This is a genomic window from Streptomyces sp. STAM6, from assembly GCF_054963715.1.
Genome location: NZ_JBUEFZ010000002.1, coordinates 369261 through 389924, shown reverse-complemented (window position 1 = coordinate 389924; position 20664 = coordinate 369261). Strand labels below are relative to the sequence as shown.

Annotated in this window: 24 protein-coding genes and 3 tRNA genes; 20 read left to right on the top strand and 7 right to left on the bottom strand. The window is 72.0% G+C overall.

Annotated features, from left to right (window positions below; all coding sequences use genetic code 11):
* Window positions 1–104: 104 nt before the first annotated feature.
* The 13 genes from ACY34K_RS04295 (at window position 105) to ACY34K_RS04235 (ending at window position 12372) form a co-directional block, all read left to right on the top strand.
* Window positions 105–518, top strand: coding sequence for an NADH-quinone oxidoreductase subunit A (locus ACY34K_RS04295; RefSeq protein ID WP_462743771.1), 414 nt, complete (start codon window positions 105–107; stop codon window positions 516–518).
* On the top strand, window positions 509–1114 hold the full coding sequence (locus ACY34K_RS04290; RefSeq protein WP_462743768.1) for an NADH-quinone oxidoreductase subunit B: 606 nt from the start codon (window positions 509–511) through the stop codon (window positions 1112–1114). Before ACY34K_RS04295 ends, ACY34K_RS04290 begins: the two co-directional genes overlap by 10 nt.
* The gene (locus tag ACY34K_RS04285; protein WP_462743765.1) at window positions 1111–2643 is read left to right on the top strand and encodes an NADH-quinone oxidoreductase subunit C; all 1533 of its coding nucleotides are present in this window, start codon (window positions 1111–1113) and stop codon (window positions 2641–2643) included. The genes ACY34K_RS04290 and ACY34K_RS04285 overlap by 4 nt, the downstream gene beginning before the upstream one ends.
* The gene (locus ACY34K_RS04280) at window positions 2640–3608 is read left to right on the top strand and encodes a complex I subunit 1/NuoH family protein (RefSeq protein ID WP_462743762.1); all 969 of its coding nucleotides are present in this window, start codon (window positions 2640–2642) and stop codon (window positions 3606–3608) included. Before ACY34K_RS04285 ends, ACY34K_RS04280 begins: the two co-directional genes overlap by 4 nt.
* The gene (locus ACY34K_RS04275; RefSeq protein WP_462743759.1) at window positions 3608–4357 is read left to right on the top strand and encodes a NuoI/complex I 23 kDa subunit family protein; all 750 of its coding nucleotides are present in this window, start codon (window positions 3608–3610) and stop codon (window positions 4355–4357) included. Before ACY34K_RS04280 ends, ACY34K_RS04275 begins: the two co-directional genes overlap by 1 nt.
* Window positions 4354–4911: an NADH-quinone oxidoreductase subunit J family protein gene (locus ACY34K_RS04270; RefSeq protein ID WP_462743756.1), complete on the top strand. Its 558-nt coding sequence runs from the start codon at window positions 4354–4356 to the stop codon at window positions 4909–4911. The genes ACY34K_RS04275 and ACY34K_RS04270 overlap by 4 nt, the downstream gene beginning before the upstream one ends.
* Window positions 4911–5276: an NADH-quinone oxidoreductase subunit NuoK gene (nuoK, locus tag ACY34K_RS04265; protein WP_462743753.1), complete on the top strand. Its 366-nt coding sequence runs from the start codon at window positions 4911–4913 to the stop codon at window positions 5274–5276. Before ACY34K_RS04270 ends, nuoK begins: the two co-directional genes overlap by 1 nt.
* On the top strand, window positions 5273–7309 hold the full coding sequence (locus ACY34K_RS04260) for an NADH-quinone oxidoreductase subunit 5 family protein (protein ID WP_462743750.1): 2037 nt from the start codon (window positions 5273–5275) through the stop codon (window positions 7307–7309). Before nuoK ends, ACY34K_RS04260 begins: the two co-directional genes overlap by 4 nt.
* 3 nt (window positions 7310–7312) lie before the next feature.
* Window positions 7313–8890, top strand: coding sequence for an NADH-quinone oxidoreductase subunit M (locus ACY34K_RS04255; protein WP_462743747.1), 1578 nt, complete (start codon window positions 7313–7315; stop codon window positions 8888–8890).
* A complete protein-coding gene (locus tag ACY34K_RS04250) occupies window positions 8887–10407 on the top strand; it encodes an NADH-quinone oxidoreductase subunit N (protein ID WP_462743744.1) in 1521 nt (506 codons plus the stop codon). The genes ACY34K_RS04255 and ACY34K_RS04250 overlap by 4 nt, the downstream gene beginning before the upstream one ends.
* Before the next feature lie 37 nt (window positions 10408–10444).
* Window positions 10445–10900, top strand: coding sequence for an MscL family protein (locus ACY34K_RS04245; RefSeq protein WP_462743741.1), 456 nt, complete (start codon window positions 10445–10447; stop codon window positions 10898–10900).
* 219 nt (window positions 10901–11119) lie between these two features.
* Window positions 11120–11983 (top strand): zinc metalloprotease HtpX, encoded by an 864-nt coding sequence (gene htpX, locus ACY34K_RS04240; RefSeq protein WP_462743738.1) that lies wholly within the window; start codon window positions 11120–11122, stop codon window positions 11981–11983.
* Window positions 11980–12372, top strand: coding sequence for a YccF domain-containing protein (locus tag ACY34K_RS04235; protein WP_462743735.1), 393 nt, complete (start codon window positions 11980–11982; stop codon window positions 12370–12372). The genes htpX and ACY34K_RS04235 overlap by 4 nt, the downstream gene beginning before the upstream one ends.
* A gap of 128 nt (window positions 12373–12500) precedes the next feature.
* On the opposite strand, the gene ACY34K_RS04230 is transcribed toward ACY34K_RS04235, so the two are convergent.
* Entirely contained in the window at window positions 12501–13724 is a 1224-nt protein-coding gene (locus ACY34K_RS04230; RefSeq protein WP_462743732.1) for an APC family permease, read from the bottom strand.
* A 103-nt stretch (window positions 13725–13827) separates the two neighbouring features.
* On the opposite strand from ACY34K_RS04230, the gene ACY34K_RS04225 reads away from it, so the two are divergent.
* Window positions 13828–14097: a GlsB/YeaQ/YmgE family stress response membrane protein gene (locus ACY34K_RS04225; protein WP_462743729.1), complete on the top strand. Its 270-nt coding sequence runs from the start codon at window positions 13828–13830 to the stop codon at window positions 14095–14097.
* A 38-nt stretch (window positions 14098–14135) separates the two neighbouring features.
* Here ACY34K_RS04225 and ACY34K_RS04220 read toward each other — a convergent pair whose 3' ends face one another.
* From ACY34K_RS04220 to ACY34K_RS04210, 3 genes are all read right to left on the bottom strand, one after another.
* Window positions 14136–14798: an alpha-ketoglutarate-dependent dioxygenase AlkB family protein gene (locus ACY34K_RS04220; RefSeq protein WP_462743726.1), complete on the bottom strand. Its 663-nt coding sequence runs from the start codon at window positions 14796–14798 to the stop codon at window positions 14136–14138.
* A complete protein-coding gene (locus ACY34K_RS04215) occupies window positions 14795–15292 on the bottom strand; it encodes a methylated-DNA--[protein]-cysteine S-methyltransferase (RefSeq protein WP_462743723.1) in 498 nt (165 codons plus the stop codon). Before ACY34K_RS04215 ends, ACY34K_RS04220 begins: the two co-directional genes overlap by 4 nt.
* A 166-nt stretch (window positions 15293–15458) precedes the next feature.
* A complete protein-coding gene (locus ACY34K_RS04210) occupies window positions 15459–15947 on the bottom strand; it encodes a YajQ family cyclic di-GMP-binding protein (RefSeq protein ID WP_462743720.1) in 489 nt (162 codons plus the stop codon).
* 194 nt (window positions 15948–16141) lie between these two features.
* On the opposite strand from ACY34K_RS04210, the gene ACY34K_RS04205 reads away from it, so the two are divergent.
* Window positions 16142–16223 (top strand) — tRNA-Tyr (locus ACY34K_RS04205).
* Between the two features lie 136 nt (window positions 16224–16359).
* Here the strand turns inward: ACY34K_RS04205 and ACY34K_RS04200 are convergent.
* The 3 genes from ACY34K_RS04200 to ACY34K_RS04190 are packed head-to-tail and all read right to left on the bottom strand — an operon-like array spanning window position 16360 to window position 18815.
* Complete coding sequence (locus ACY34K_RS04200; protein ID WP_462743717.1) at window positions 16360–16851, bottom strand: GyrI-like domain-containing protein; 492 nt, start codon at window positions 16849–16851, stop codon at window positions 16360–16362.
* A gap of 17 nt (window positions 16852–16868) precedes the next feature.
* Window positions 16869–17525 (bottom strand): NAD(P)H-binding protein, encoded by a 657-nt coding sequence (locus ACY34K_RS04195; protein ID WP_462743714.1) that lies wholly within the window; start codon window positions 17523–17525, stop codon window positions 16869–16871.
* Window positions 17526–17582: 57 nt separating this feature from the next.
* Entirely contained in the window at window positions 17583–18815 is a 1233-nt protein-coding gene (locus ACY34K_RS04190; RefSeq protein ID WP_462743712.1) for an amidohydrolase family protein, read from the bottom strand.
* A gap of 346 nt (window positions 18816–19161) precedes the next feature.
* Between ACY34K_RS04190 and ACY34K_RS04185 the strand changes: the two genes are divergently transcribed.
* From ACY34K_RS04185 to ACY34K_RS04165, 5 genes are all read left to right on the top strand, one after another.
* Window positions 19162–19234, top strand: a tRNA-Thr gene (locus ACY34K_RS04185).
* 47 nt (window positions 19235–19281) lie between these two features.
* Window positions 19282–19354: transfer RNA gene (locus ACY34K_RS04180), tRNA-Met, on the top strand.
* Window positions 19355–19442: 88 nt separating this feature from the next.
* Window positions 19443–19607 (top strand): 50S ribosomal protein L33, encoded by a 165-nt coding sequence (rpmG, locus tag ACY34K_RS04175; RefSeq protein ID WP_028427720.1) that lies wholly within the window; start codon window positions 19443–19445, stop codon window positions 19605–19607.
* 85 nt (window positions 19608–19692) lie between these two features.
* Window positions 19693–20148, top strand: coding sequence for an FAS1-like dehydratase domain-containing protein (locus ACY34K_RS04170; RefSeq protein WP_462743708.1), 456 nt, complete (start codon window positions 19693–19695; stop codon window positions 20146–20148).
* A 3-nt stretch (window positions 20149–20151) separates the two neighbouring features.
* Window positions 20152–20580: a MaoC family dehydratase gene (locus tag ACY34K_RS04165; protein ID WP_462743705.1), complete on the top strand. Its 429-nt coding sequence runs from the start codon at window positions 20152–20154 to the stop codon at window positions 20578–20580.
* Window positions 20581–20664: the final 84 nt, after the last annotated feature.

Sequence of the window (20664 nt, the reverse complement as noted above, 5' to 3'; positions counted from 1 at the left end):
GGAGTGCGGCACGGCTGATTACCGGCACATGGCCAGGGCCTAGACTCCCGTGCGTACAGATCGCATAAGCATCGCCGCGTGGGCAGGGAGCGAGGGACACGGACGTGCCACATCCGACCGTACCGGCCGAGCCGGCCCCCGAGCTCGCCGCCGACTATTTCCAGAGCTATTCGGTCGTCGGACTGCTCGCACTGATCGGTGTCCTCTTCGTCGCCGTCGCGTTCGGTGCCGGACGGCTCCTGCGGCCCGTCGTCCCCACCCCGGAGAAGCTCCTCACCTACGAGTGCGGCGTCGACCCCGTCGGCGAGGGATGGGCCCACACCCAGGTCCGCTATTACGTCTACGCTTTTCTTTACGTCATCTTCGCGGTCGACTCGATCTTCCTCTTCCCGTGGGCGACGGTCTTCGCCGCGCCCGGTTACGGCGCCACGACGCTGGTCGAGATGTTCATCTTCCTCGGCTTCCTCGCCGTGGGCCTTCTCTACGCGTACAAGAAGGGCGTCCTGACATGGACGTGACCCCGACCCCCGTCGAAGCACCGGCACTGCCCGAGCCGAAGAGGCTCGGCGTGCTGTCCAGGCTCGCCCCCGAGCCCATGAAGGTGGTCCTGAACTGGGGCCGCCGCTACAGCCTCTGGGTCTTCAACTTCGGCCTCGCCTGCTGCGCGATCGAATTCATCGCCGCGTCCATGGCCCGGCACGACTTCATCCGGCTCGGCGTGATCCCGTTCGCGCCCGGACCGCGCCAGGCCGACCTGATGGTCGTGTCCGGCACGGTCACGGACAAGATGGCGCCCGCCGTGAAGCGGCTCTACGAGCAGATGCCGGAGCCCAAGTACGTCATCTCCTTCGGCGCCTGTTCCAACTGCGGCGGCCCGTACTGGGACTCGTACTCCGTGACCAAGGGCGTCGACCAGATCATCCCCGTCGACGTGTACGTGCCGGGCTGCCCGCCGCGGCCGGAAGCGCTGCTCCAGGGCATCCTCAAGCTCCAGGAGAAGATCGCCCGCGAGTCGCTCGGCGAGCGCTACGGCCACGGCCGCCCGTCGTCCGTCGGCCAGCTGCGCAGCGGGCTGGTGGCCCCGCCCGCGCCCGCCTCCGGCGGTGACGCATGAACGCCTACGACACCCTGCCCGACGCCGTCACCGACGTCTTCGGCGAGGAGGCGACGGCCGAGCGGACCTACGACCTGCTGACCGTCGACGTCCCGGCCGGCTCCTGGATCGCCGCGCTGGAAATCGCCCGGGACAAGCTCGGCTGCACCTACTTCGACTGGCTGAGCGCGGTCGACGAGCCGGGCGCGGGTTTCCGGGTCTGCGCCCATGTCGTCGCCCTGGAGGGCCGCCGGGTGCGCCGGCTGCTGCTGCGTACGACCGTGCCGCACACCGCCCCCGCCCTGCCGTCCGCCGTCGCGGTCTACGCGGGCGCCGCCTGGCACGAGCGCGAGACGCACGAGATGTTCGGCGTCACCTTCACCGACCACCCGCACCTGGTGCCCCTGCTGCTGCCCGACGGTTTCGAAGGGCACCCGCTGCGCAAGGACTTCGTGCTGGCGGCCCGGGTCGTCAAGGCGTGGCCGGGCGCGAAGGAGCCGGGTGAGTCCGAACACGGCGGGCCCAAGCGGCGTCAGATGCTGCCGCCGGGAGTCCCGGACCCCAACGAGTGGGGCCCCCTCAAGGGCCAGCTCCCCCCTGCCCCGGCCCGGCCGGCCCGCACCCCACGCGCGGCCGGCACGGCAGGCGAACGGCCTCCCCGCCGCACCCGTAGCGTGAGCGAGGGCTCGGCGAGCCAGGCGGCGGAGGCAGCGACGGCGCAGGCGGGCGCCCCGGCGGCGGACACCCCTGCCCCGGCCCGGCCGCGTCGTACGCGCACCGCCGCCGAAGGCTCCGCGAGCCAGGCCGCGGAACCCACCGCCGCGCCGCGTGGGCCGCGTCGCAGCCGCAGCGTCAGCGAGGGCTCGGCGAGCCGGCGCACGGAGCCGGAGTCGGCGCCGACCGCCCCGCAGGCGCCCGCGCCGCCTCCGCGCACCCGCAGCACGGACGCGCCCTGGAACAACCCGAAGCCCGCCTTCGACGAGGAACCGACCGGGACGGAGCCGAACCGTAACGCGCCGGAGCGGACCACGGCGCCCGCCTCCGAGGCGCCCCCGGAGCGGACCACCGCCCCCGCACCCGGGGCGGCGCCGGAGCCGGCGCTGTCCCCGGACGCCGTGCCCGCACCGGAGCCGGCCGCCGAGCGTGCCCCCGCACCCGGGGCGGCGCCCGAGCCGGCACTGTCCCCGGAGGCCGTGCCCGCACCGGAGCCGGCCGCCGAGCGTGCCCCCGCACCCGGGGCGGCGCCCGAGCCGGCACTGTCCCCGGAGGCCGTGCCCGCACCGGAGCCGGAGCCGGCTCCCGCGACCCCTGAGCCCGCGCCCGAGCGGACCGCGAAACCGGCCCCCGAAACCGCGCCCGAGAACGGCGAGGACCAAGGCGCCGAGGACCGGGGCGCCGAGGACCGGGGCACTCAGGACCAAGGCATCGAGGACCAAGGCGCCCCCGAGCGCGGCGCCGACAGCGCCGGCGCCGGCGAGACCGCACCCGGCGACGGCACGACCGACACGGCCGCGCCCGACCGCGACCGACGAACCGGAGGAGACGCGTGAACGACGTACTCGACGTCACCTTCCGGCTGCTCGTCGTCTTCGGCGTCTTCCTGGTCATGCCCCTGGTGATCGGGCAGACCGAGCACAAGGTGATGGCTCACATGCAGGGCCGCCTCGGCCCCATGTACGCCGGCGGCTTCCACGGCTGGGCGCAGCTCGTCGCCGACGGGGTGAAGTTCGCGCAGAAGGAGGACGTGGTCCCGGCCAACGCCGACCGCCGCGTCTTCCAGCTCGCCCCCGCCGTCGCCCTCCTCCCGTACCTGCTGGTCCTCGTGGCCATCCCGGTCGGCCCGAGCGAAGGCGCGGTCGGCGAACTGGTCGACGCCGGCATCTTCTTCGTCCTCGCCGTCATGGGCGTCGGCGTGCTCGGCTCGCTCATGGCGGGCTGGGCGTCCGCCAACAAGTTCTCCCTCCTCGGCGGTCTGCGCACCGCCGCCCAGCTCCTGGCGTACGAGCTGCCCATGCTGCTCGCCGCCGCCTCCGTCGCCATGGCGGCCGGCACCGTCTCCCTCCCGGGCATCCTCAACGCCTTCGAGTGGTGGTGGCTGCCCTGGCAGATCGTCGGCGCCCTCGTCTTCTTCGTGGCCGGCCTCGCCGAACTGCAGCGGCCGCCCTTCGACATGCCCGTCGCCGACTCCGAGATCATCTTCGGCGCGTACACCGAGTACACCGGGCTGCGCTTCGCGCTGTTCCTGCTCGCCGAGTACGCGGGCATCGTCGTCCTGTGCGGTCTGACCACCGTCCTGTTCCTCGGCGGCTGGCACGGCCCGTTCGGCGCCGAGGGTCTCGGCTGGGTGTGGACCCTGCTCAAGACGGCTGTGCTCGCCTTCATCGTGATCTGGCTGCGCGTGAGTTACCCGCGGCTGCGCGAGGACCAGCTGCAGAAGCTCGCCTGGACCACGCTCGTCCCGCTCGCCCTCGCCCAGATCGCCCTCACCGGTGTCGTCAAGGTGGTGATGCAGTAATGGCTGCGCAGCTTCCGCCCGCCCGTTCCCGCATCCCCGGGTCCGGCCTCGCCAAGGGTCTGGCCGTCACCCTCCGGACGATGACGCGCAAGTCCCACACCGCGCAGTACCCGGACGCCCAGCCCGAACTGCCGCCGCGCACCCGCGGCGTCATCGGCCTGTTCGAGGAGAACTGCACGGTCTGCATGCTCTGTGCCCGCGAGTGCCCCGACTGGTGCATCTACATCGACTCCCACAAGGAGACGATCCCCGCCGCCGCTCCCGGTGGCCGCGAGCGCAGCCGGAACGTCCTCGACCGGTTCGCCATCGACTTCGCGCTCTGCATGTACTGCGGTATCTGCATCGAGGTCTGCCCCTTCGACGCGCTGTTCTGGTCCCCTGAGTTCGAGTACGCCGAGACGGACATCCACGACCTCACCCACGAGCGCGACAAGCTCCGCGAGTGGATGTGGACGGTGCCCGAACCGCCCGCCCTCGACCCCGGAGCCGAGGAGCCCAAGGAGATCGCCGCCGCCCGCAAGTCCGCGGAGAAGCTCGCCGCGGCCCGGGCGGACGCCGCGGCCGCGCCGACCGCCGCACCCGGCGGCACTGGCGTACCCGGCGAGACCGCCGCACCGCGAAGGACGGCCGCGCCCGGCGAGGCCGCCGCGCCGCGAAAGACCGCCGCACCCGGAGACGCAGGCGGTGCCGCTCCCGGTGCCGCCGGTAGCGATCGGCAGCAGCCGCCCGCCGAGGGAGGAACCGCGTGACGCTCGCCGCCACTCACGGCTTCCTCTCGCCCACCGGTGTGGAGATCGCCTTCCTCCTCGTCGGCCTCGTCACCCTCGGCGCGGCCGTCATCACGGTCACCACCAGGCAGCTGGTCCACGCCGCCCTCTGGCTGGTCGTGGCGCTCGGCGGCATCGCCGTCGAGTACCTGCTGCTGACCGCGGAGTTCGTCGCCTGGGTCCAGGTCCTGATCTACGTCGGTTCCGTCGTCGTGCTCCTCCTGTTCGGGCTGATGCTGACCAAGGCGCCGATCGGCCGCTCCCCGGACGCCGACTCGGGCAACCGGCCCGCCGCGCTCGTGGTGGCCCTCGCCGCCGCGGCCGCCCTCGTCTGGGTCGTCGCCGACGCGTTCCGCACCACCTGGATCGACCTCGACGGCCCCGCCCAGGGTTCGACCAAGGTCTCCGGCTCGATCCTCTTCCGGCACTGGGTCCTGCCCTTCGAAGCCCTCTCCGTCCTCCTCCTGGCCGCCCTCGTCGGCGCGATCGTCCTGTCCCGCAGGGACCGGGCGGCCGGCCGAGAAGGGGACAAGTGATGCACCTCGCCTATCCCGCGGTCCTCGCCGTCCTGCTCTTCTGCACCGGCCTGTACGGGGTGCTCGCCCGCCGCAACGCGATCCTGGTCCTGATGTCCGTCGAGCTGATGCTCAACGCCGTCAACCTCAACCTGGTCGCCTTCGACGTCTGGCTGCGCGACACCCTGCACGCCGGCCAGGCACTCACCCTGTTCACCATCGCCATCGCCGCCGCGGAGATCGGCATCGGACTGGCGATCGTCCTGATGGTCCACCGCAACCACGGGACCTCGGACATCGACAGACTCCGCGACACCGCCGAGACGCCGGACCCCGACCAGAAGGCCGCAGAGAAGGCCGCCGAGAAGGCTGAGGCCACCGCGTGACCACCACGACCCTCGCCGTCCTCGTCCCCCTCCTCCCCTTCCTGGGCTCCGCCGCCGGACTGCTGCTCGGCCGCGCCGCCCCCGGGTTCGTGCGCCCGCTGGCGGTCCTGCCGGCCCTCGGCGCGTTCGTCCTCGCCGTGCTCGTCGCCGTACGGCAGGGCGGCGGCCGGGCGATCGACGCGGCGACCCAGCTCACGCCCACCGGCTCGGTCCCCATCGACCTGGCCCTGCACCTCGACGGCTTCGCGGCCGCCACCGCCGTCCTCGTGGGCCTGGTCGCGACCTGCGTGCAGATCTACTCCACCGGCTACCTCCGCGACGACCCGCGCTACCCCTCGTACGCCGCGCTCATCTCCCTCTTCACCTCCGCGATGCTGCTCGTCGTCTACTCGGGCGACCTGATGGTGCTGCTGGTCGGCTGGGAGATCATGGGCATCTGCTCGTACTTCCTCGTCGGCCACTACTGGGAGACCCCCGAGGCACGCGCCGCCTCCCTGAAGGCGTTCCTGGTCACCAAGCTCGGCGACGTCCCCTTCCTCATCGGACTGTTCGCCCTCGCCGCGGACGCCGGAACCTTCCGCATCACCGGCGTCCTCGGCGCCGTCGCCGCGGGCGGCATCGACCACCCCACCCTCGTGGCGCTGCTGCTCCTCGCCGGTGTGGCGGGCAAGTCCGCGCAGTTCCCGCTGCACACCTGGCTCCCCGACGCGATGGCCGGCCCCACCCCCGTCTCGGCGCTCATCCACGCCGCGACGATGGTCGCCGCCGGTGTGTACTTCGTCGCCCGCCTCCTTCCGCTCTTCGCCTCGTCCGCCGCCGCCATGACCGTCCTCGCCGTGATGGCCTCGATCACGATGGTCGGCTCGGCGCTGGCGGCCCTGGCGCAGGACGACATCAAGCGCGTCCTCGCCTACTCGACCATCGGCCAGCTCGGATACATGACCGGCGCCCTGGCCGTCGGCGACCGCGGCGCCGCCGTCTTCCACCTCCTGTCGCACGGCGCCTTCAAGGCACTGCTCTTCCTCGCCGCCGGCGTGATCATCCACGCGGTCGGCACCAATTCACTGGCCGCCATGTCCCGGATGAGCGGAGTGGCCAAGCGCGTCCCCGACGCCTACTGGACGATGACGGTCGCCCTGCTCGCGCTCGCCGCGATCCCCCCGTTCGCCGGCTTCTTCTCCAAGGAAGCCGTCCTGGTGGCCGCCGAGCACACCGCCCTCGGCGACCGGGACATCGCCCCGGCCGGTGCCGGCTGGACCGTCCTCGTCGCGGGCCTGCTCACCGCCCTCCTCACCGCCGCGTACGCCATGCGCCTGTGGCTGCTCGCCTTCCGGGGCAGGAGCACCGAGGCCCCCGCCCTCGCCGGGGATCTCGGCTCCGTTCGGGCGGGGGAGACCACGACCAGGCAGCCCCGCGCCATGAACGCCGTCCTGTGGGTGCTCGCCCTGCCCTCCCTCGCCTTCGGCCTGGCCGCCGGATACCTGGACGACTGGTTCGACGGCAACGCCCTCACCCCGACCGTCACCACCGCCGTCCTCGGCACGGGCGTCGCCCTCGTCGGCGGACTGGTCACCTACGCCACCTGGCGGCACACCACGGCGCTCGCCGCCCGCACCCCGATCGGCGAGGTCGCCGCCCACCCCGGGGCCGAATCCGCCGCCCCCGAGGCCCAGGCCGAGGCCATCGCCGCGCGCACCCCCGCGTACGGCGCCGGCGCGGCCGCCCCCGACGCCGCCGACCCCGGACGCCTGCTGCTCGGCCCGCTGCACCGGCACGCCGCCGCCGGCTTCCACCTGGACGCCGTCTACTCCGTGCTGTTCGTCCGCCCCGTGAGGGCCGCCGCCTCGCTGGTCAGTTTCCTCGACCGCGAGGTCGTCGACACCTACGTACGCGGCGCGGGCACCGGCACCAACCTCCTCGGCCGGGCCGTCCGCCGCGCGCAGACCGGCAATGTGCAGACCTATCTCAGCGCCCTGCTCGCCGGCTCCGTCGTCCTGGCGATCGCCGCCGTACTCGTCGCCGCCGGAGCGTGAGCCGTGATCGATATCAGCGAATCCGTGATGCAGTTCCTTCTCGCGTTCCTCGTCGTCGGCCCGCTCGTCGGCGCCGCCGCGGCCCTCCTCCCGGCGCCGCCCGGGCTGCGGGGGAAGTCCCCGGACCAGGCCGTGCTCCGCCACGGCGTGGTCGTCACCGGCGCGGTCCTCGCCGCCGCGATCGTCCTCACGCTCGGCTTCGACCACGACGAGCCGTCGCGGATGCAGGCCACGACGGACGTTCCGTGGATCCCCGCGCTCGACGTGCGCATCCACCTCGGCACCGACGGCATTTCCCTCCCCCTGCTGGTCCTGACCGCCCTGCTGACGTTCCTCTGCGCGCTGTACAGCTATTTCAAGATGCCCGCGGGACCCTCCCCGAAGGCATTCGTCGCCCTGCTCCTCGTCCTGGAGTCCGGCACGCTGGCGACCTTCGCCGTCCTCGACCTGCTGCTGTTCTTCCTGGCCTTCGAGATGGTGCTCATCCCGATGTACTTCCTCATCGCCCGCTGGGGCGGCGAGGGGCGGCAGCCGGCCGCCTGGAAGTTCATCCTGTACACCCTGCTCGGTTCGGTCGTCATGCTGCTCGGCCTGCTCCTCGTGGGGCTGAAGGCCGGCACGTTCGACATGGTGGCACTCGCCACTGACAACGGCCGTGACATCACCACCTCCGTGCAGGTCATCGCCGTTCTGGCGATCGGGGTCGGGCTCGCGGTGAAGACGCCGATGTGGCCGCTGCACAGCTGGCTGCCCGACGCGCACACCGCCGCGCCGACCGTCGGCTCCGTGCTCCTCGCCGGCGTCCTGCTGAAGATGGGCACGTACGGATTCGTCCGGATCGCTCTGCCGATCACGCCCGACGGGATGCGCACCTTCGCGCCCTACCTCGCCGCGTTCGCCGTCGCCGGCATCATCTACGGCTCGCTCGCCTGCCTCGCCCTCGCCCGCACCGGTGCCAAGGGCGATCTCAAGCGGCTCATCGCCTACTCCTCCGTCGGGCACATGGGCTTCGTGCTCCTCGGCATCGCGACCATGACCCCCACCGGCGTCAACGGCGCGCTCTTCGCCAACATCGCCCACGGCCTCATCACCGGCCTGCTGTTCTTCCTGGTCGGCGCGGTCAAGGACCGGTACGGCACGGCCGACATCGACACCCTCGCGGGGGCCACCGGCGCCGCCCTCTACGGCCGCGCGCCCCGCCTCGGCGGCCTGCTCGCCTTCGCGGCCGTCGCCTCGCTCGGCCTGCCCGGCCTGGCCGGTTTCTGGGGCGAGATGCTCGCCCTCTTCGGCGCCTTCCGACCGGCCGAGGGGCTCAGCCGTCCCGCCTTCCTCACCTTCATGGCCGTCGGCGCGTTCGGCACCCTGCTCACCGCCGCGTACCTCCTCGTCGTGGTGCGCCGGATCTGCATGGGCGCCGCCCCCACCGATGACCAGCCACGGCTCCCCGACGTCCAGACGTACGAATTCGCCGCCTGGACGCCGCTGGCCGTCCTCACCGTCGTCGCCGGCCTCTGGCCCGCGGTCCTCCTCGGTCTCACCGATCCGGCCGTGCAGAAGCTCCTCGCAGGAGGCAAGTCGTGACCGTCGCAGCCGCGAGCGCCGCCGACACGGCAGCGGCCACCCTGGTCCAGTCCGTCGACTGGGCCGCCATCGCGCCGCCCACCATCGCCGCCACGGTCGCCCTGATCGTGCTCGTCGCCGACCTGTTCGTGCCCGAGGAGCGCAAGCAGCTCCTCGGCTGGGCCTCGATCGCCGGTCTGGCCGCCGCCCTCGTCACCCTGGTGCCCCTGCGCAAGGGCGACCGCAGCACCTTCTGTCTGACCACCGACGCCGACGCCTGCAGCTACACCGCCGACCACTTCACGCTGGTCATCCAGTTCCTCGTGCTCGGCGGCGCGCTCCTGACGGCCCTGTTGTCGCTGCACGAGACCAGGGAGAGGCTGCCCGCCGGGGAGTACTGGTTCCTGCTGCTGTCCTCCGCCGCCGGCGCCGCCCTGCTGCCCGCCTCACGCGACCTGGCAACGCTGATCGTCGCCCTGGAGGTGGCCTCGCTGCCCGCCTTCGCGCTCGTCGGCCTCAAGCGCGGCGACCGCATGTCCGGTGAGTCCGCGCTCAAGTTCTTCCTCTCCTCGGTCACCGCCACCGCCGTCACCCTGCTCGGCGTCAGCTTCGTGTACGCGGCCACCGGCACCCTCCATCTCACCGAGATCGCCCAGAGCCTGGACGACGTGCCGGCCCAGCTGGAGAACCTCGCCAAGGCCGGGGTCGCCCTCACGCTCGTCGGCTTCGCCTTCAAGACGGCCGCCGTCCCGTTCCACTTCTGGGTGCCCGACACCTACGTGGGCGCCCCGCTGCCGGTCGCCGCGTACCTGTCCGTCATCGGCAAGGCGGTCGGCTTCACCGGCCTCATCCTGGTGACCGTCGTCGCCTTCCCGACGTACGCGGACGTGTGGGGCCCCGCCCTGTCCGTCCTGGCCGCCCTGACCATGACCGTCGGGAACGTCGCCGCCCTGCGGCAGGTGCCCACGCGCGCGTGGAGCGCGGTACGCCTGCTGGCCTGGTCGTCCGTGGCTCAGGCGGGCTACCTCCTGGTGCCGGTCGCCGCGGCCGCGTACTCCGGCGACGAGCAGATCGGTGCCACCGTCTCGTACGCCCTGATGTACGCCGTCGTGAACCTCGGTGCCTTCGCCGTGGCCGCGCTCGTCGGCCGTACGCATCCGCAGAACCGGATCGCCGACTACCGGGGCCTGTACGCCACCCGGCCGGTCGCCGCGCTCGTGATGGGCTTCTTCCTGCTCTGCCTGGCGGGCCTGCCGCCCGGCATCATCGGACTCTTCGCCAAGGTGGCGGTCTTCTCCGCGGCCGTCGACGCCGGCCTGGGCTGGCTCGCCGTCGTCATGGGCGTCAACGTCGTGATCGCCCTCTACTACTACCTGCAGTGGACGGCGGTGATGTTCCGCGCCCCGGAGACGACCTCCGCGAAGCTGTCCGTCCCCGCTCCGGTCACCCTGTGCATCGGTCTGACGGCCGTCGCCGGTGTGGCACTCTCGGGCTACCCCCAGCTGGTCCTGCGCTTCGCCGCCAAGGGCCTTTTCTGACCCCGCCTTCCCCCCACGCACCTCGAGGAGCAACGCAGTGCTGAGCGGTTTCAAGGACTTCCTTCTGCGCGGAAACGTCATCTCGATGGCGATCGGCCTCGCCGTGGGTGCCGCTTTCACCGCCGTCGTCACCGGCTTCAGCAATGCCTTCATCGCCCCCCTCATCGGCCTCGCGACCGGCTCCGTCGGCGACTACAGCAAGGCGTACTTCACCGTCGAGGGGGCCAAGTTCCCCTACGGCCTGTTCATCAGCGCCGCCATCGCGTTCCTCATCACCGCCGCCGTTCTCTACTTCTGCGTCGTGCTGCCGATGATGAAGATCCAGGACCGCTTCACGCGCGACCAGCCCTTCGACGTCAGGGCCGCCGTCCGCGACTGCCCCCGCTGCTACTCCTCCATCCCGGCCGTCGCCAGCCGCTGCGGGCACTGCACCAGCGAGGTCGAGCCGGTGCCCGAGGCACTGGAGAAGGCCGGGCTGCCCGCTCAGCGCTGAAGCCACCCCGGCCGACCTACGGCGGCCTCTCCCGGCGGCCCACGGCCGCCCGCGGACGCGCACGACACCGGGTCCTCACCCGGACGGCAGACCCGCCCACCCGCGCGGACCAGGGAACCAGCCATCCCCGCCTGGCGTTGACCAGTACGGGAGGGTCCACTGGACAGTGGACCAGCACAGGCAAAGGGTCCCCCTGCCGCACCACTTGGAGGGCGTACCGTGCACCGCCGGCACAACGGGCTGAAGACCGCCGTACTCCTCGGGGGACTGTCCGCACTCATCATCCTGATCGGCAGCTTCTTCGGCCGGACGGGCCTGGTCGTCGCGCTCGTCGTGGCGCTCGGGACCAACGCGTACGCGTACTGGAACAGCGACAAGCTCGCCCTGCGGGCCATGCGCGCGCGGCCGGTGAGCGAGTTCGAGGCACCCCAGCTGTACCGGATGGTGCGGGACCTCTCCACCCAGGCCCGCCAGCCCATGCCCCGGCTGTACATCTCGCCGACCCAGGCGCCCAACGCCTTCGCGACCGGCCGCAACCCGCGCAACGCCGCCGTCTGCTGCACCGAGGGCATCCTGCGGATCCTCGACGAGCGCGAGTTGCGCGGTGTCATCGGCCATGAGCTCAGCCACGTCTACAACCGGGACATCCTGATCTCGTCCGTCGCCGGCGCCCTTGCCTCCGTGATCATGTTTCTGGTGAACTTCGCCTGGCTGATCCCCATCGGCCGGTCCGACGACGACGAGGGCCCGGGACTGCTGGGCCTGCTTCTGATCATGATCCTCGGCCCGCTCGCCGCCTCGGTCATCCAGCTCGCCGTCAGCCGGTCCCGGGAGTACGAGGCGGATGCCTCCGGTGCCCAGCTCACCGGCGATCCGCTGGCCCTGGCCAGCGCGCTGCGCAAGCTGGAGACGGGCACGAAGCAGTTGCCTCTGCCACCCGAGCCCAGGCTCGAAACCGCGAGCCACATGATGATCGCGAACCCGTTCCGGCCGGGACGGGGGCTCGCCAGGATGTTCTCCACCCATCCTCCGATGGCGGAGCGCATCGCCCGACTCGAACAGATGGCAGGTCACCGCCCGTGAAGACAATCCTGAACGTCATTTGGCTGGTCCTGAGCGGTTTCTGGCTCTTCCTCGGCTACCTCGTGGCGGGCCTGCTGCTCTGCATCACGATCATCGGCATCCCGTTCGGCCTGGCGGCCTTCCGCATCGGCGTCTACGCCCTGTGGCCGTTCGGCCAGACAGTGGTGGAACGCCGCGACGCGGGCGCCGCCTCGTGCGTCGGCAACGTCCTCTGGCTGGTCCTCGCCGGCTGGTGGCTGGCGCTCAGTCACATCGCCACCGGCATCGCCCTGTGCGTCACGATCATCGGCATCCCCCTGGGAATCGCGAACTTCAAGCTGATCCCGGTCTCGCTGCTGCCTCTGGGCAAGGAGATCGTCCCGACGGACCGGCCCTTCACGACGCTTTAGGCCCCCTCAGGCCAGGCTCCGTCGAGCAAGGCCCGGTCAGCCCGGGCCTGCCCCGGCCGGGCCAGGGCCGGGGACGGGCCCAGGGGCCCGTCCGGAGCCGAAGGCCGAAGAGCCCCGCCCGTGGCGTTCTAGCGGCTGCGCACCGCGTACAGCACCATTCCCGCCGCCAGCACACCCGCGCCCGCCATCACCGACACCACGGGCAGCGCGAACGCCAGCGCCAGACAGCCCGCCAGGCCGCCCGCGGCCATGACGCGCGGCACCAGCGCCCGCCGCAGGGTCCACGACGACGCGTTCGCGATGGCGTAGTACACCAGCACGCCGAACGACGAGAACCCGATCGCGCCGCGCACGTCCACCGTCGCCGCGACCACCGCGACGACCGCGCCCACCGCCAACTCCGCGTGGTGCGGCACCTGGAAGCGCGGATGGACGGCCGCGAGCGTACGGGGCAGATGACCGTCGCGGGCCATCGCCAGGGTCGTACGGGAGACCCCCAGGATCAGGGCCAGCAGCGTGCCGAGGGCCGCCACCGTCGCGCCCACCCGCACCACCGGCACCAGCCAGTCCGCGCCCGCCGCCCGGGCCGCGTCGGCGAGCGGCGCCGCCGATTCCCCGAGGGCCGGTGCGCCCAGCACCGACAGGACGGCCACCGCGACCGCCGCGTACACGACCAGGGCGATGCCCAGTGCCAGCGGTACCGCGCGCGGGATGGTCCGGGCCGGGTCCCTGACCTCCTCGCCCAGAGTGGCGATCCGCGCGTACCCCGCGAACGCGAAGAACAACAGCCCCGCCGCCTGCAGCACACCGCTCGCCGACGTGTCTCCGGCCGGCTCCAGCCGACCGGAATCGGCCTCCACGGACACCAGGCAGGACACGACGACCGCCGCGAGCACCGCCAGCACCACCGCCACGATCAGGCGGGTCAGCCATGCCGACTTCTGCACCCCGCCGTAGTTCACGGCGGTCAGCGCCACCACCGCCGCGACCGCCACCGCGTGCGCCTGCTCCGGCCAGGCGTAGGCCCCGACCGTCAGCGCCATCGCCGCGCAGGACGCGGTCTTGCCGACCACGAACGCCCAGCCCGCGAGGTAACCCCAGAACGGGCCGAGCCGTTCACGCCCGTACACATAGGTGCCGCCCGACGCCGGATAGCGGGCCGCCAGCCACGCCGACGCCATGGCGTTGCAGTACGCCACGGCGGCCGCGAGCCCCAGGCCGAGCAGCAGCCCGCTGCCGGCCGCGCCCGCCGCCGGACCGAGGGCCACGAAAATGCCGGCACCGACCATCGAACCCAGTCCGATGACGACGGCGTCGAACACACCCAGCGATCGCCGCAACTCCTGTGTCATGCGCCGCACCCTACTGACCCGCGCAACCGGCCCTGCACGCCGGGACGTCTTCCCCGGCACACAACAGGGGTTGAAGTCCCGGTACGGAAGGCAGATTCACCGCATGGACATCATCAGCTGGATCGTTCTGGGACTGCTGGCCGGCATCATCGCCAAGGTCCTCATGCCGGGCCGTGACCCGGGCGGCCTGATCGGCACCACCCTCATCGGTATCGCGGGGGCCTTCGTCGGCGGCTGGATCTCGGCCCGCTTCCTGGACCGGCCCGTCAGCAACGAGTTCTACGACGGCCCCACCTGGCTCGCGGCCATCGGAGGATCGCTCGTCCTCCTCGCCGCGTACCGCATCCTTTTCGGCCACTCCCGCTCACGCTAGGGCGTGTTCCGAAAGTCCCGTCCGACCCGGAACGCGCCCTAGGCGCCTGACAGTCCCGTCTCCCGCAGGGTGATGTTCAACCGTCCCGACTCCAGTCCGACCGCCCGGCCGGCCGTCCCGGGACGCACCCTGGGCACGCCGTGGTACGCGAACCGCGACGGCCCCCCGAAGACGAACAGGTCCCCGGACGCGAGCTCCACATCGGTGTACGGCCGTCCCCGTGTGCTCGTGTTCCCGAACCGGAAGACGCAGCTGTCCCCGATGCTCAGGGACACCACCGGGGCACCGGACCGCTCCTCCTTGTCCTGGTGCATGCCCATCCTCGCGTCACGGTCGTAAAAATTGACCAGCGCGGTGTCAGGGGCGTACCCGCCGTGGTCGCCGTACGCCTCCACCAGGGCCGCCCGCCCCAGCTCGACCAGCCAGCCGGGAAACGCGGCCACCCGGGCGCCGTTCACATCGCCGGCCGTGCGCGTGTACCGGTACGGCTGCCAGTGCCAGCCCACGCAGACCGTCCGCACGGACATCACCCCGCCGCCGGGGAGCACCGTGTTCCGCATCGGCACCGGTCCCCGCGCCCAGTCCCGGCAGACCTCGACCAGCTCCCGTTGCCGTTCCAGCGGCAGCCACCCGGGCACGTGCACCGCGCCCGGGGCTATCTCCGCCCGTTCCCGCGCGGCGGGGAACAGCCCCTCGGTCATACCGCCAGGGCTCCCTCCAGGCCGAGCAGCCGCTCCTTGCGCGCCACCCCGCCCGCGTAGCCGCGCAGCGCCCCGTCCGCCCCGATCACCCGGTGGCAGGGCCGCACGACCAGCAGCGGATTGCGCCCGACGGCGGTGCCGACCGCGCGCACCCCGGCCCCCGACGCACCGACCCGGGCGGCGATCTCCCCGTAGGTCACGGTCGTGCCGTACGGGATGTCCTCCAGCGCCCGCCACACGCGCCGCTGGAAGTCGGTGCCGGCGGCGGTGGCGTACGGGATGTCGAACCGCGTCAGCCGGCCCCCGAAGTAGGCGCCGAGCTGCTCGGCGATGCCCTGGAACGCCTCCGGAGCGTGCCGCCACCCCTCCTGGACGGCCACGCCGCCCTTCTGGCCGGGCAGGGAGAGCGAGGCGAGCACGGTCCGGCCGCCCGCGGCCTCACCGACCAGCAGCATCCGGCCCAGCGGCCCGTCGACGTACGCGTACTCCGTCATGGCTCGTCCCTTCCTTCGCGTCCTCGCCAGTCTGCGCCCCTCCCAATCCCGGGCGCCGGCGGGAATCGGACACGGAGATCGCCGCCCGGCGGCTCTCGGGGACCGGCAAGGAGAACGGGGCGGGGGCGGACCGGCTTCAGCCGCGCCCGCCCCCGGTCCGCCCTGACTAGCGGTAGTTCACGAACTGCAGCGCGAAGTCGAAGTCCTGCCCCTTCAGCAGCGCGATCACGGCCTGCAGGTCGTCGCGGCTCTTCGAGCTGACCCGCAGCTCGTCGCCCTGTACCTGCGCCTTGACGCCCTTGGGCCCCTCGTCGCGGATGATCTTCGCCACCTTCTTGGCGTTCTCCTGGGAGATGCCTTCCTCGATCGTGGCGAAGATCTTGTGCTCCTTGCCGGACAGCTGGGGCTCCCCGGCGTCCAGCGACTTCAGCGAGATGCCCCGCTTGATCAGCTTGGACTGGAAGACGTCGAGGATGGCCTTGACCCGCTCCTCGGAGTTCGCCTGCATCAGGATCTTCTCGCCGGACCAGGCGATGGAGGCCCCGACGTTCTTGAAGTCGTAGCGCTGCGAGATCTCCTTCGCCGCCTGGTTGAGGGCGTTGTCGACCTCCTGCCGCTCGACCTTCGAGACGATGTCGAAACTGGAGTCGGCCATGTCCTGTGGCTCCTTGTATGGGGTGCGTAGACGTACGGCCGGGATCCCGGACCGCCACGGCAAAGCCTAGCCACCCGCACTCGCCCCGAGCGCTGATCAATGCGGTGGCGGAGCACCCCCCGGCATCAGGTATCGTTTACGTCGTTGCCAGGGAGCACCGCCGAAAAGCGGCATCTCCCACAGCGACATCCCATGGCGGTGTGCCCGAGTGGCCAATGGGAGCGGACTGTAAATCCGTCGGCTTAGCCTACCCAGGTTCGAATCCTGGCGCCGCCACGCGAAGTAAGACCCCCGTCGCCCGCGCGCAAGCGCGGAGCGGCGGGGGTTTTCTCGTGCGTTCGGTGCGGCGGTTCGGCGGGCGGCCGTCGGCCGGTCGCCCCCTGCTGACGGGGTGTCCGCCGGGCCGTACGCCCTAGTCGGCCAGGCGGAACGCCAGCTCCGTCTCCCAGTTGGACGGGTCCGGCTCGACCCTCGGGTCCGTGCGGTAGGACTCGATCCGGCAGCCCCAGCGCTCGACGCCGTCCGTCTCCGTCATGTCCCACTTCAGGTCCCGCTCCGTCGCCCACGCGCGCAGGGCCGTGATCGCGTCGAGCAGGCCGTCCGGGTGGCCGATGTGCGTCAGGGTCGCGTAGCGGCCGGCCGGGAGGACCGCGACGCGGATGTCGCCCTCCGGCTCGGGCGCCTCGGCGACCGGGATGCCGGCCTCGACCACCGATTCGCCCGTCATGTCGATGGTGCTGAACCGGAAGAACGGCGCGTCCGCCAGGGGGATGTCATGGGCTTCCAGCCAGGCGACGAGTTCCGGCAGACGGTCGGCGATCTCGGCGAAGCCGTCCATCCGCACCGTTCTGCGCATGAAGACGTACGGCTGCTCGGCACGTTCCACGACTCTGGGCTCCGACATACGGCTCATGGGACTCCTCAGTTGCCCGCGATGTCCTTCACGGCGACCGTGACCGGAACGGATCCGCCGATCAGTTCCAGGGTCAGGCCGGCGGTCGCCGGGGTCTCCACCAGTTCCGCCAGGACGGCGGCCACGTCGTCGCGCGGGATCGGGCCGCGGCCGGTCGCCGCCTCCAGCCGGACGAGCCCGGTGCCCGCGTCGTTCGTCAGCATGCCGGGCTTCAGGATCGTCCAGTCCAGGCCGGTCCGGGAGCGGACGTAGTCGTCTGCCGCGCCCTTGGCCCGCAGGTACGCGTCGAAGACGTCGTCACCCGCGCGGTCCGCGTCGGCGCCCATCGACGACACGACGATGTAGCGCCGCACCCCGGCTCGTTCCGCCGCGTCCGCGAAGAGCACAGCCGCCGCCCGGTCCACGGTGTCCTTGCGCTCCGCGCCGCTGCCCGGCCCCGCGCCCGCCGCGAAGACCGCCGCGTCCGCACCCCGCAGCAGCTCGGCGACCGCGTCCACGGACGCCGACTCCAGGTCCAGGACAGCGGGTTCGGCGCCCGCCTCGCGCAGCGCCCCGGCCTGCTCCGGCTTGCGGATCACCCCCGTGACCTCGTGCCCCGAGGCCGAGAGCAGCCGCTCCAGCCGCAGGGCGATCTGACCGTGTCCTCCAGCGATGACAATGCGCATGCTTCCGACCGTACGGCCCCGACGGCGAAAGCGCTCATGAGGAGCTCCGGTGGCCGCTCAGGGGCCGGGGTCCGGCCGCCCCTGCCGCGGCAGTTCGAGCGCCGCCGCCGAGTCGCAGTACTCCCGCACGGCGCTCGTCCGCGCCACCACCCTGCCCCGGTGCACCACGATCCTGCTGTACGCCAGGGACAGCACACCCGCCAGCCGCTCCCCGCGGACCGCGAGCAGCTCGGCCGGGAAGCCTGCCTCCACCCGCACGGCGGGCAGCCCCATGGCCTCCCGGGCGGCCGAACTGACCGCCCCGTACGCCTCCTGGGGGGCCAGACCGCCCTGGCAGGCCAGCAAATAGGCGGCCTCCAGCGGATCTCCCCGGCCCACCGGGTTCGCCACGTCGCGCAGCGCTCCGCTGCCCGCCGCCAGCCGCACGCCGGCCGCTCTCAGGAGCCGCACGGGCGCCGCGCCCCGGACCTCCGTGCCACCGCAGCCGCCCTGGGGCAGGCAGACCGCCGTCACACCGGCCGCCGCCAGCTGGTCGGCGGCCCGGCCGGCCGCGTCGACCGGCAGCCGCCCCAGGGAGCCGCACGGCCCGATGCTGACCCCGGGCCGCAGGCCACCGGCCATGGCCGCCAGCCGGGCGAGCCGCGCCGGGTCGTCGCCGTCCGTGTGCAGGTCGACCGGGCAGCCGTGCTCGGCCGCCACCTCCAGGACGGCCTCCACGTACCCGGCGGGGTCCGGGTCCAGGTCCGGGCACCCGCCCACCACGGAGGCGCCCATCTTCACCGCGTCCCGCAGTATGGCGAGGCCGTCCGCGCCCGCCACGCCGGTCAGCAGCCGGGGCACGGCCACCGCCGTGAGATCGGCCAGCCCGCGCAGTGACCGGCGGGCCTGGAGCACCGCCTCCAGCGGGCCGAGGCCCTGGACGTCCCCGATCCGCACGTGGGCCCGTACGGCGGTGGCCCCGTGCCCGAGCTGGAGGAGGACGGCCTCGGTGGCGCGCCGCTGCACGTCCTCCGTGGCGTACGAAACGGGCCCGGGCTCGTCGGCGCTGAGCGCGGTGTCGGCGTGGCCGTGCGGCTCGGCGGGTGCCGGGAGCAGCAGATAGCCGTTCAGGTCCACGCGGGCGCCCTGGTTCGGCAGGCTGCCCGCCGTGCCGACCGCCTCGATGCGCCCCCCGCTGAGCCGTACGTCGACCGTCCGGCCGTCGGTCAGGCGGGCGCCGCACAGCAGCAGCGCGGTGGTGTCGGTGGTGGCACCCTCGGGCGGCTGCGGCTGCTGGCTGTCGGGGGACATCGGGCTCCTGGCGGGGCTCGGGTGTGACGGGTGGGGCGGGCGCGTACGCACAGCTGTACGCGAGGGGTCACGCTGTGTGAGGCGAGCCTAGGGGGCGTCCGACCGGGCTTCGAGGAGGGGCGAAATAGTCGTACCGGCACGGGCGCCCAGGGTGGAGCGACAGTCGTACCGGCACGGGCGCGCACGGTGGAGCGACAGTCGTACCGGTCGGCGGTGTGGCGGCGGGGACGGGAAGTCGAGGAGGGGGCCCGAGTGGCCCAAAGGGTGCGTCCCGGCTCCTCGGGAACGGGGGCCGGGAATCGGATTTGGGCGAACGGCGGCCGACCGTGTAATGTCTTCATCGCTCGCCCCAATAGCTCAGTCGGCAGAGCGTCTCCATGGTAAGGAGAAGGTCTACGGTTCGATTCCGTATTGGGGCTCTGATGTTCGGTGATCCTCGCCTTCGGGCGAGGGGATCCAGCATCGAAGCGGTGTAGCTCAGTCGGTAGAGCAAGCGGCTCATAATCGCTGTGTCACCGGTTCAAGTCCGGTCACCGCTACACACAGTAGCCGATTGTGGGGTCGGTCCTTCGATCGGCTACTCTTTTCTGCGTTCACCCGTCCATCCGTCCGTCAAGGAGCACTCACGTGGCTGCCACCGACGTCCGCCCGAAGATCACGCTGGCCTGCGTGGAGTGCAAGGAGCGGAACTACATCACCAAGAAGAACCGGCGCAACAACCCGGACCGTCTTGAGATGAAGAAGCACTGCCCGCGCTGCAACCAGCACACGGCGCACCGCGAGACGCGCTGAATCAGGCTCGTACACGAGGCCGTCCCCACACCGGGGGCGGCCTCGTGTCGTTTGTTCATGGAAAAAGCCAGGAGGTAGCGAGTTCATGGCGCTCGACCAGTCCTTCGTGGGGCGGACCTATCCGCCCACCGAGCCCTATGAGGTGGGCCGGGAAAAGATCCGCGAGTTCGCCGAAGCGGTGGGCGACGCGAATCCCGTCTACACCGACGCGGAAGCCGCGAAGGCGCTCGGTCACTCCGATGTGATCGCTCCGCCGACTTTTGTGTTCGCCATCACTTTCAAGGCGGCGGGCGAGGTCATCTCCGACCCGCAGCTGGGCCTGGACTACAGCCGGGTCGTGCACGGCGACCAGAAGTTCGCCTACAACCGGCCCGTCAGGGCGGGGGACCGGCTGACGGTCACCTCGACCATCGAGGCGATCAAGTCCCTGGCCGGGAACGACATCCTCGACGTCCGTGGCGAGGTCCACGACGAGGCCGGTGAGCATGTGGTGACGGCGTGGACGAAGCTCGTGGCGCGTGCGGCGGAAGAGGAGGCGTAGGCGATGACCGCGAAGATCACATTCGACGAGGTCGAGGTCGGCACCGAGCTGCCGGCGCAGAGCTTTCCCGTGACACGCGCCACGCTGGTGCGGTACGCGGGGGCGTCCGGGGACTTCAACCCGATCCACTGGAACGAGAAGTTCGCCAAGGAGGTCGGCCTCCCGGACGTCATCGCCCACGGCATGTTCACCATGGCCGAGGCGATCCGGGTGGTCACGGACTGGGCGGGTGACCCGGGCGCCGTCGTCGAGTACGGCGTGCGCTTCACCAAGCCGGTCGTCGTGCCGAACGACGACACCGGCGCGCTGATCGAGGTCAGCGGCAAGGTGGCGGCCAAGCTGGACGACAACCGGGTCCGGGTGGACCTGACCGCGATGAGCGCCGGCCAGAAGGTGCTGGGGATGTCGCGGGCCGTGGTGCGGCTGGCCTGAGGGCCGGTATGGCGGCCGTCCGGTGCGGCGGCCGCCCCGCTCTCTCCCTTGACTGGGTAGTGATTGGTCACTAACTTAGGTCGC

What these genes read in the sequence shown, in the direction of transcription:
- ACY34K_RS04190 (WP_462743712.1), bottom strand. Translation starts at nt 18,815, where the DNA reads ATGTCCCCCGACAGCCAGCAGCCGCAGCCGCCCGAGGGTGCCACCACC.
- ACY34K_RS04195 (WP_462743714.1), bottom strand. Translation starts at nt 17,525, where the DNA reads ATGCGCATTGTCATCGCTGGAGGACACGGTCAGATCGCCCTGCGGCTG.
- ACY34K_RS04275 (WP_462743759.1), top strand. Translation starts at nt 3,608, where the DNA reads ATGGCTGCGCAGCTTCCGCCCGCCCGTTCCCGCATCCCCGGGTCCGGC.
- ACY34K_RS04290 (WP_462743768.1), top strand. Translation starts at nt 509, where the DNA reads ATGGACGTGACCCCGACCCCCGTCGAAGCACCGGCACTGCCCGAGCCG.
- ACY34K_RS04220 (WP_462743726.1), bottom strand. Translation starts at nt 14,798, where the DNA reads ATGACCGAGGGGCTGTTCCCCGCCGCGCGGGAACGGGCGGAGATAGCC.
- nuoK (WP_462743753.1), top strand. Translation starts at nt 4,911, where the DNA reads ATGCACCTCGCCTATCCCGCGGTCCTCGCCGTCCTGCTCTTCTGCACC.
- ACY34K_RS04230 (WP_462743732.1), bottom strand. Translation starts at nt 13,724, where the DNA reads ATGACACAGGAGTTGCGGCGATCGCTGGGTGTGTTCGACGCCGTCGTC.
- ACY34K_RS04285 (WP_462743765.1), top strand. Translation starts at nt 1,111, where the DNA reads ATGAACGCCTACGACACCCTGCCCGACGCCGTCACCGACGTCTTCGGC.
- ACY34K_RS04170 (WP_462743708.1), top strand. Translation starts at nt 19,693, where the DNA reads ATGGCGCTCGACCAGTCCTTCGTGGGGCGGACCTATCCGCCCACCGAG.
- ACY34K_RS04200 (WP_462743717.1), bottom strand. Translation starts at nt 16,851, where the DNA reads ATGTCGGAGCCCAGAGTCGTGGAACGTGCCGAGCAGCCGTACGTCTTC.
- ACY34K_RS04225 (WP_462743729.1), top strand. Translation starts at nt 13,828, where the DNA reads ATGGACATCATCAGCTGGATCGTTCTGGGACTGCTGGCCGGCATCATC.
- ACY34K_RS04165 (WP_462743705.1), top strand. Translation starts at nt 20,152, where the DNA reads ATGACCGCGAAGATCACATTCGACGAGGTCGAGGTCGGCACCGAGCTG.
- ACY34K_RS04210 (WP_462743720.1), bottom strand. Translation starts at nt 15,947, where the DNA reads ATGGCCGACTCCAGTTTCGACATCGTCTCGAAGGTCGAGCGGCAGGAG.
- ACY34K_RS04215 (WP_462743723.1), bottom strand. Translation starts at nt 15,292, where the DNA reads ATGACGGAGTACGCGTACGTCGACGGGCCGCTGGGCCGGATGCTGCTG.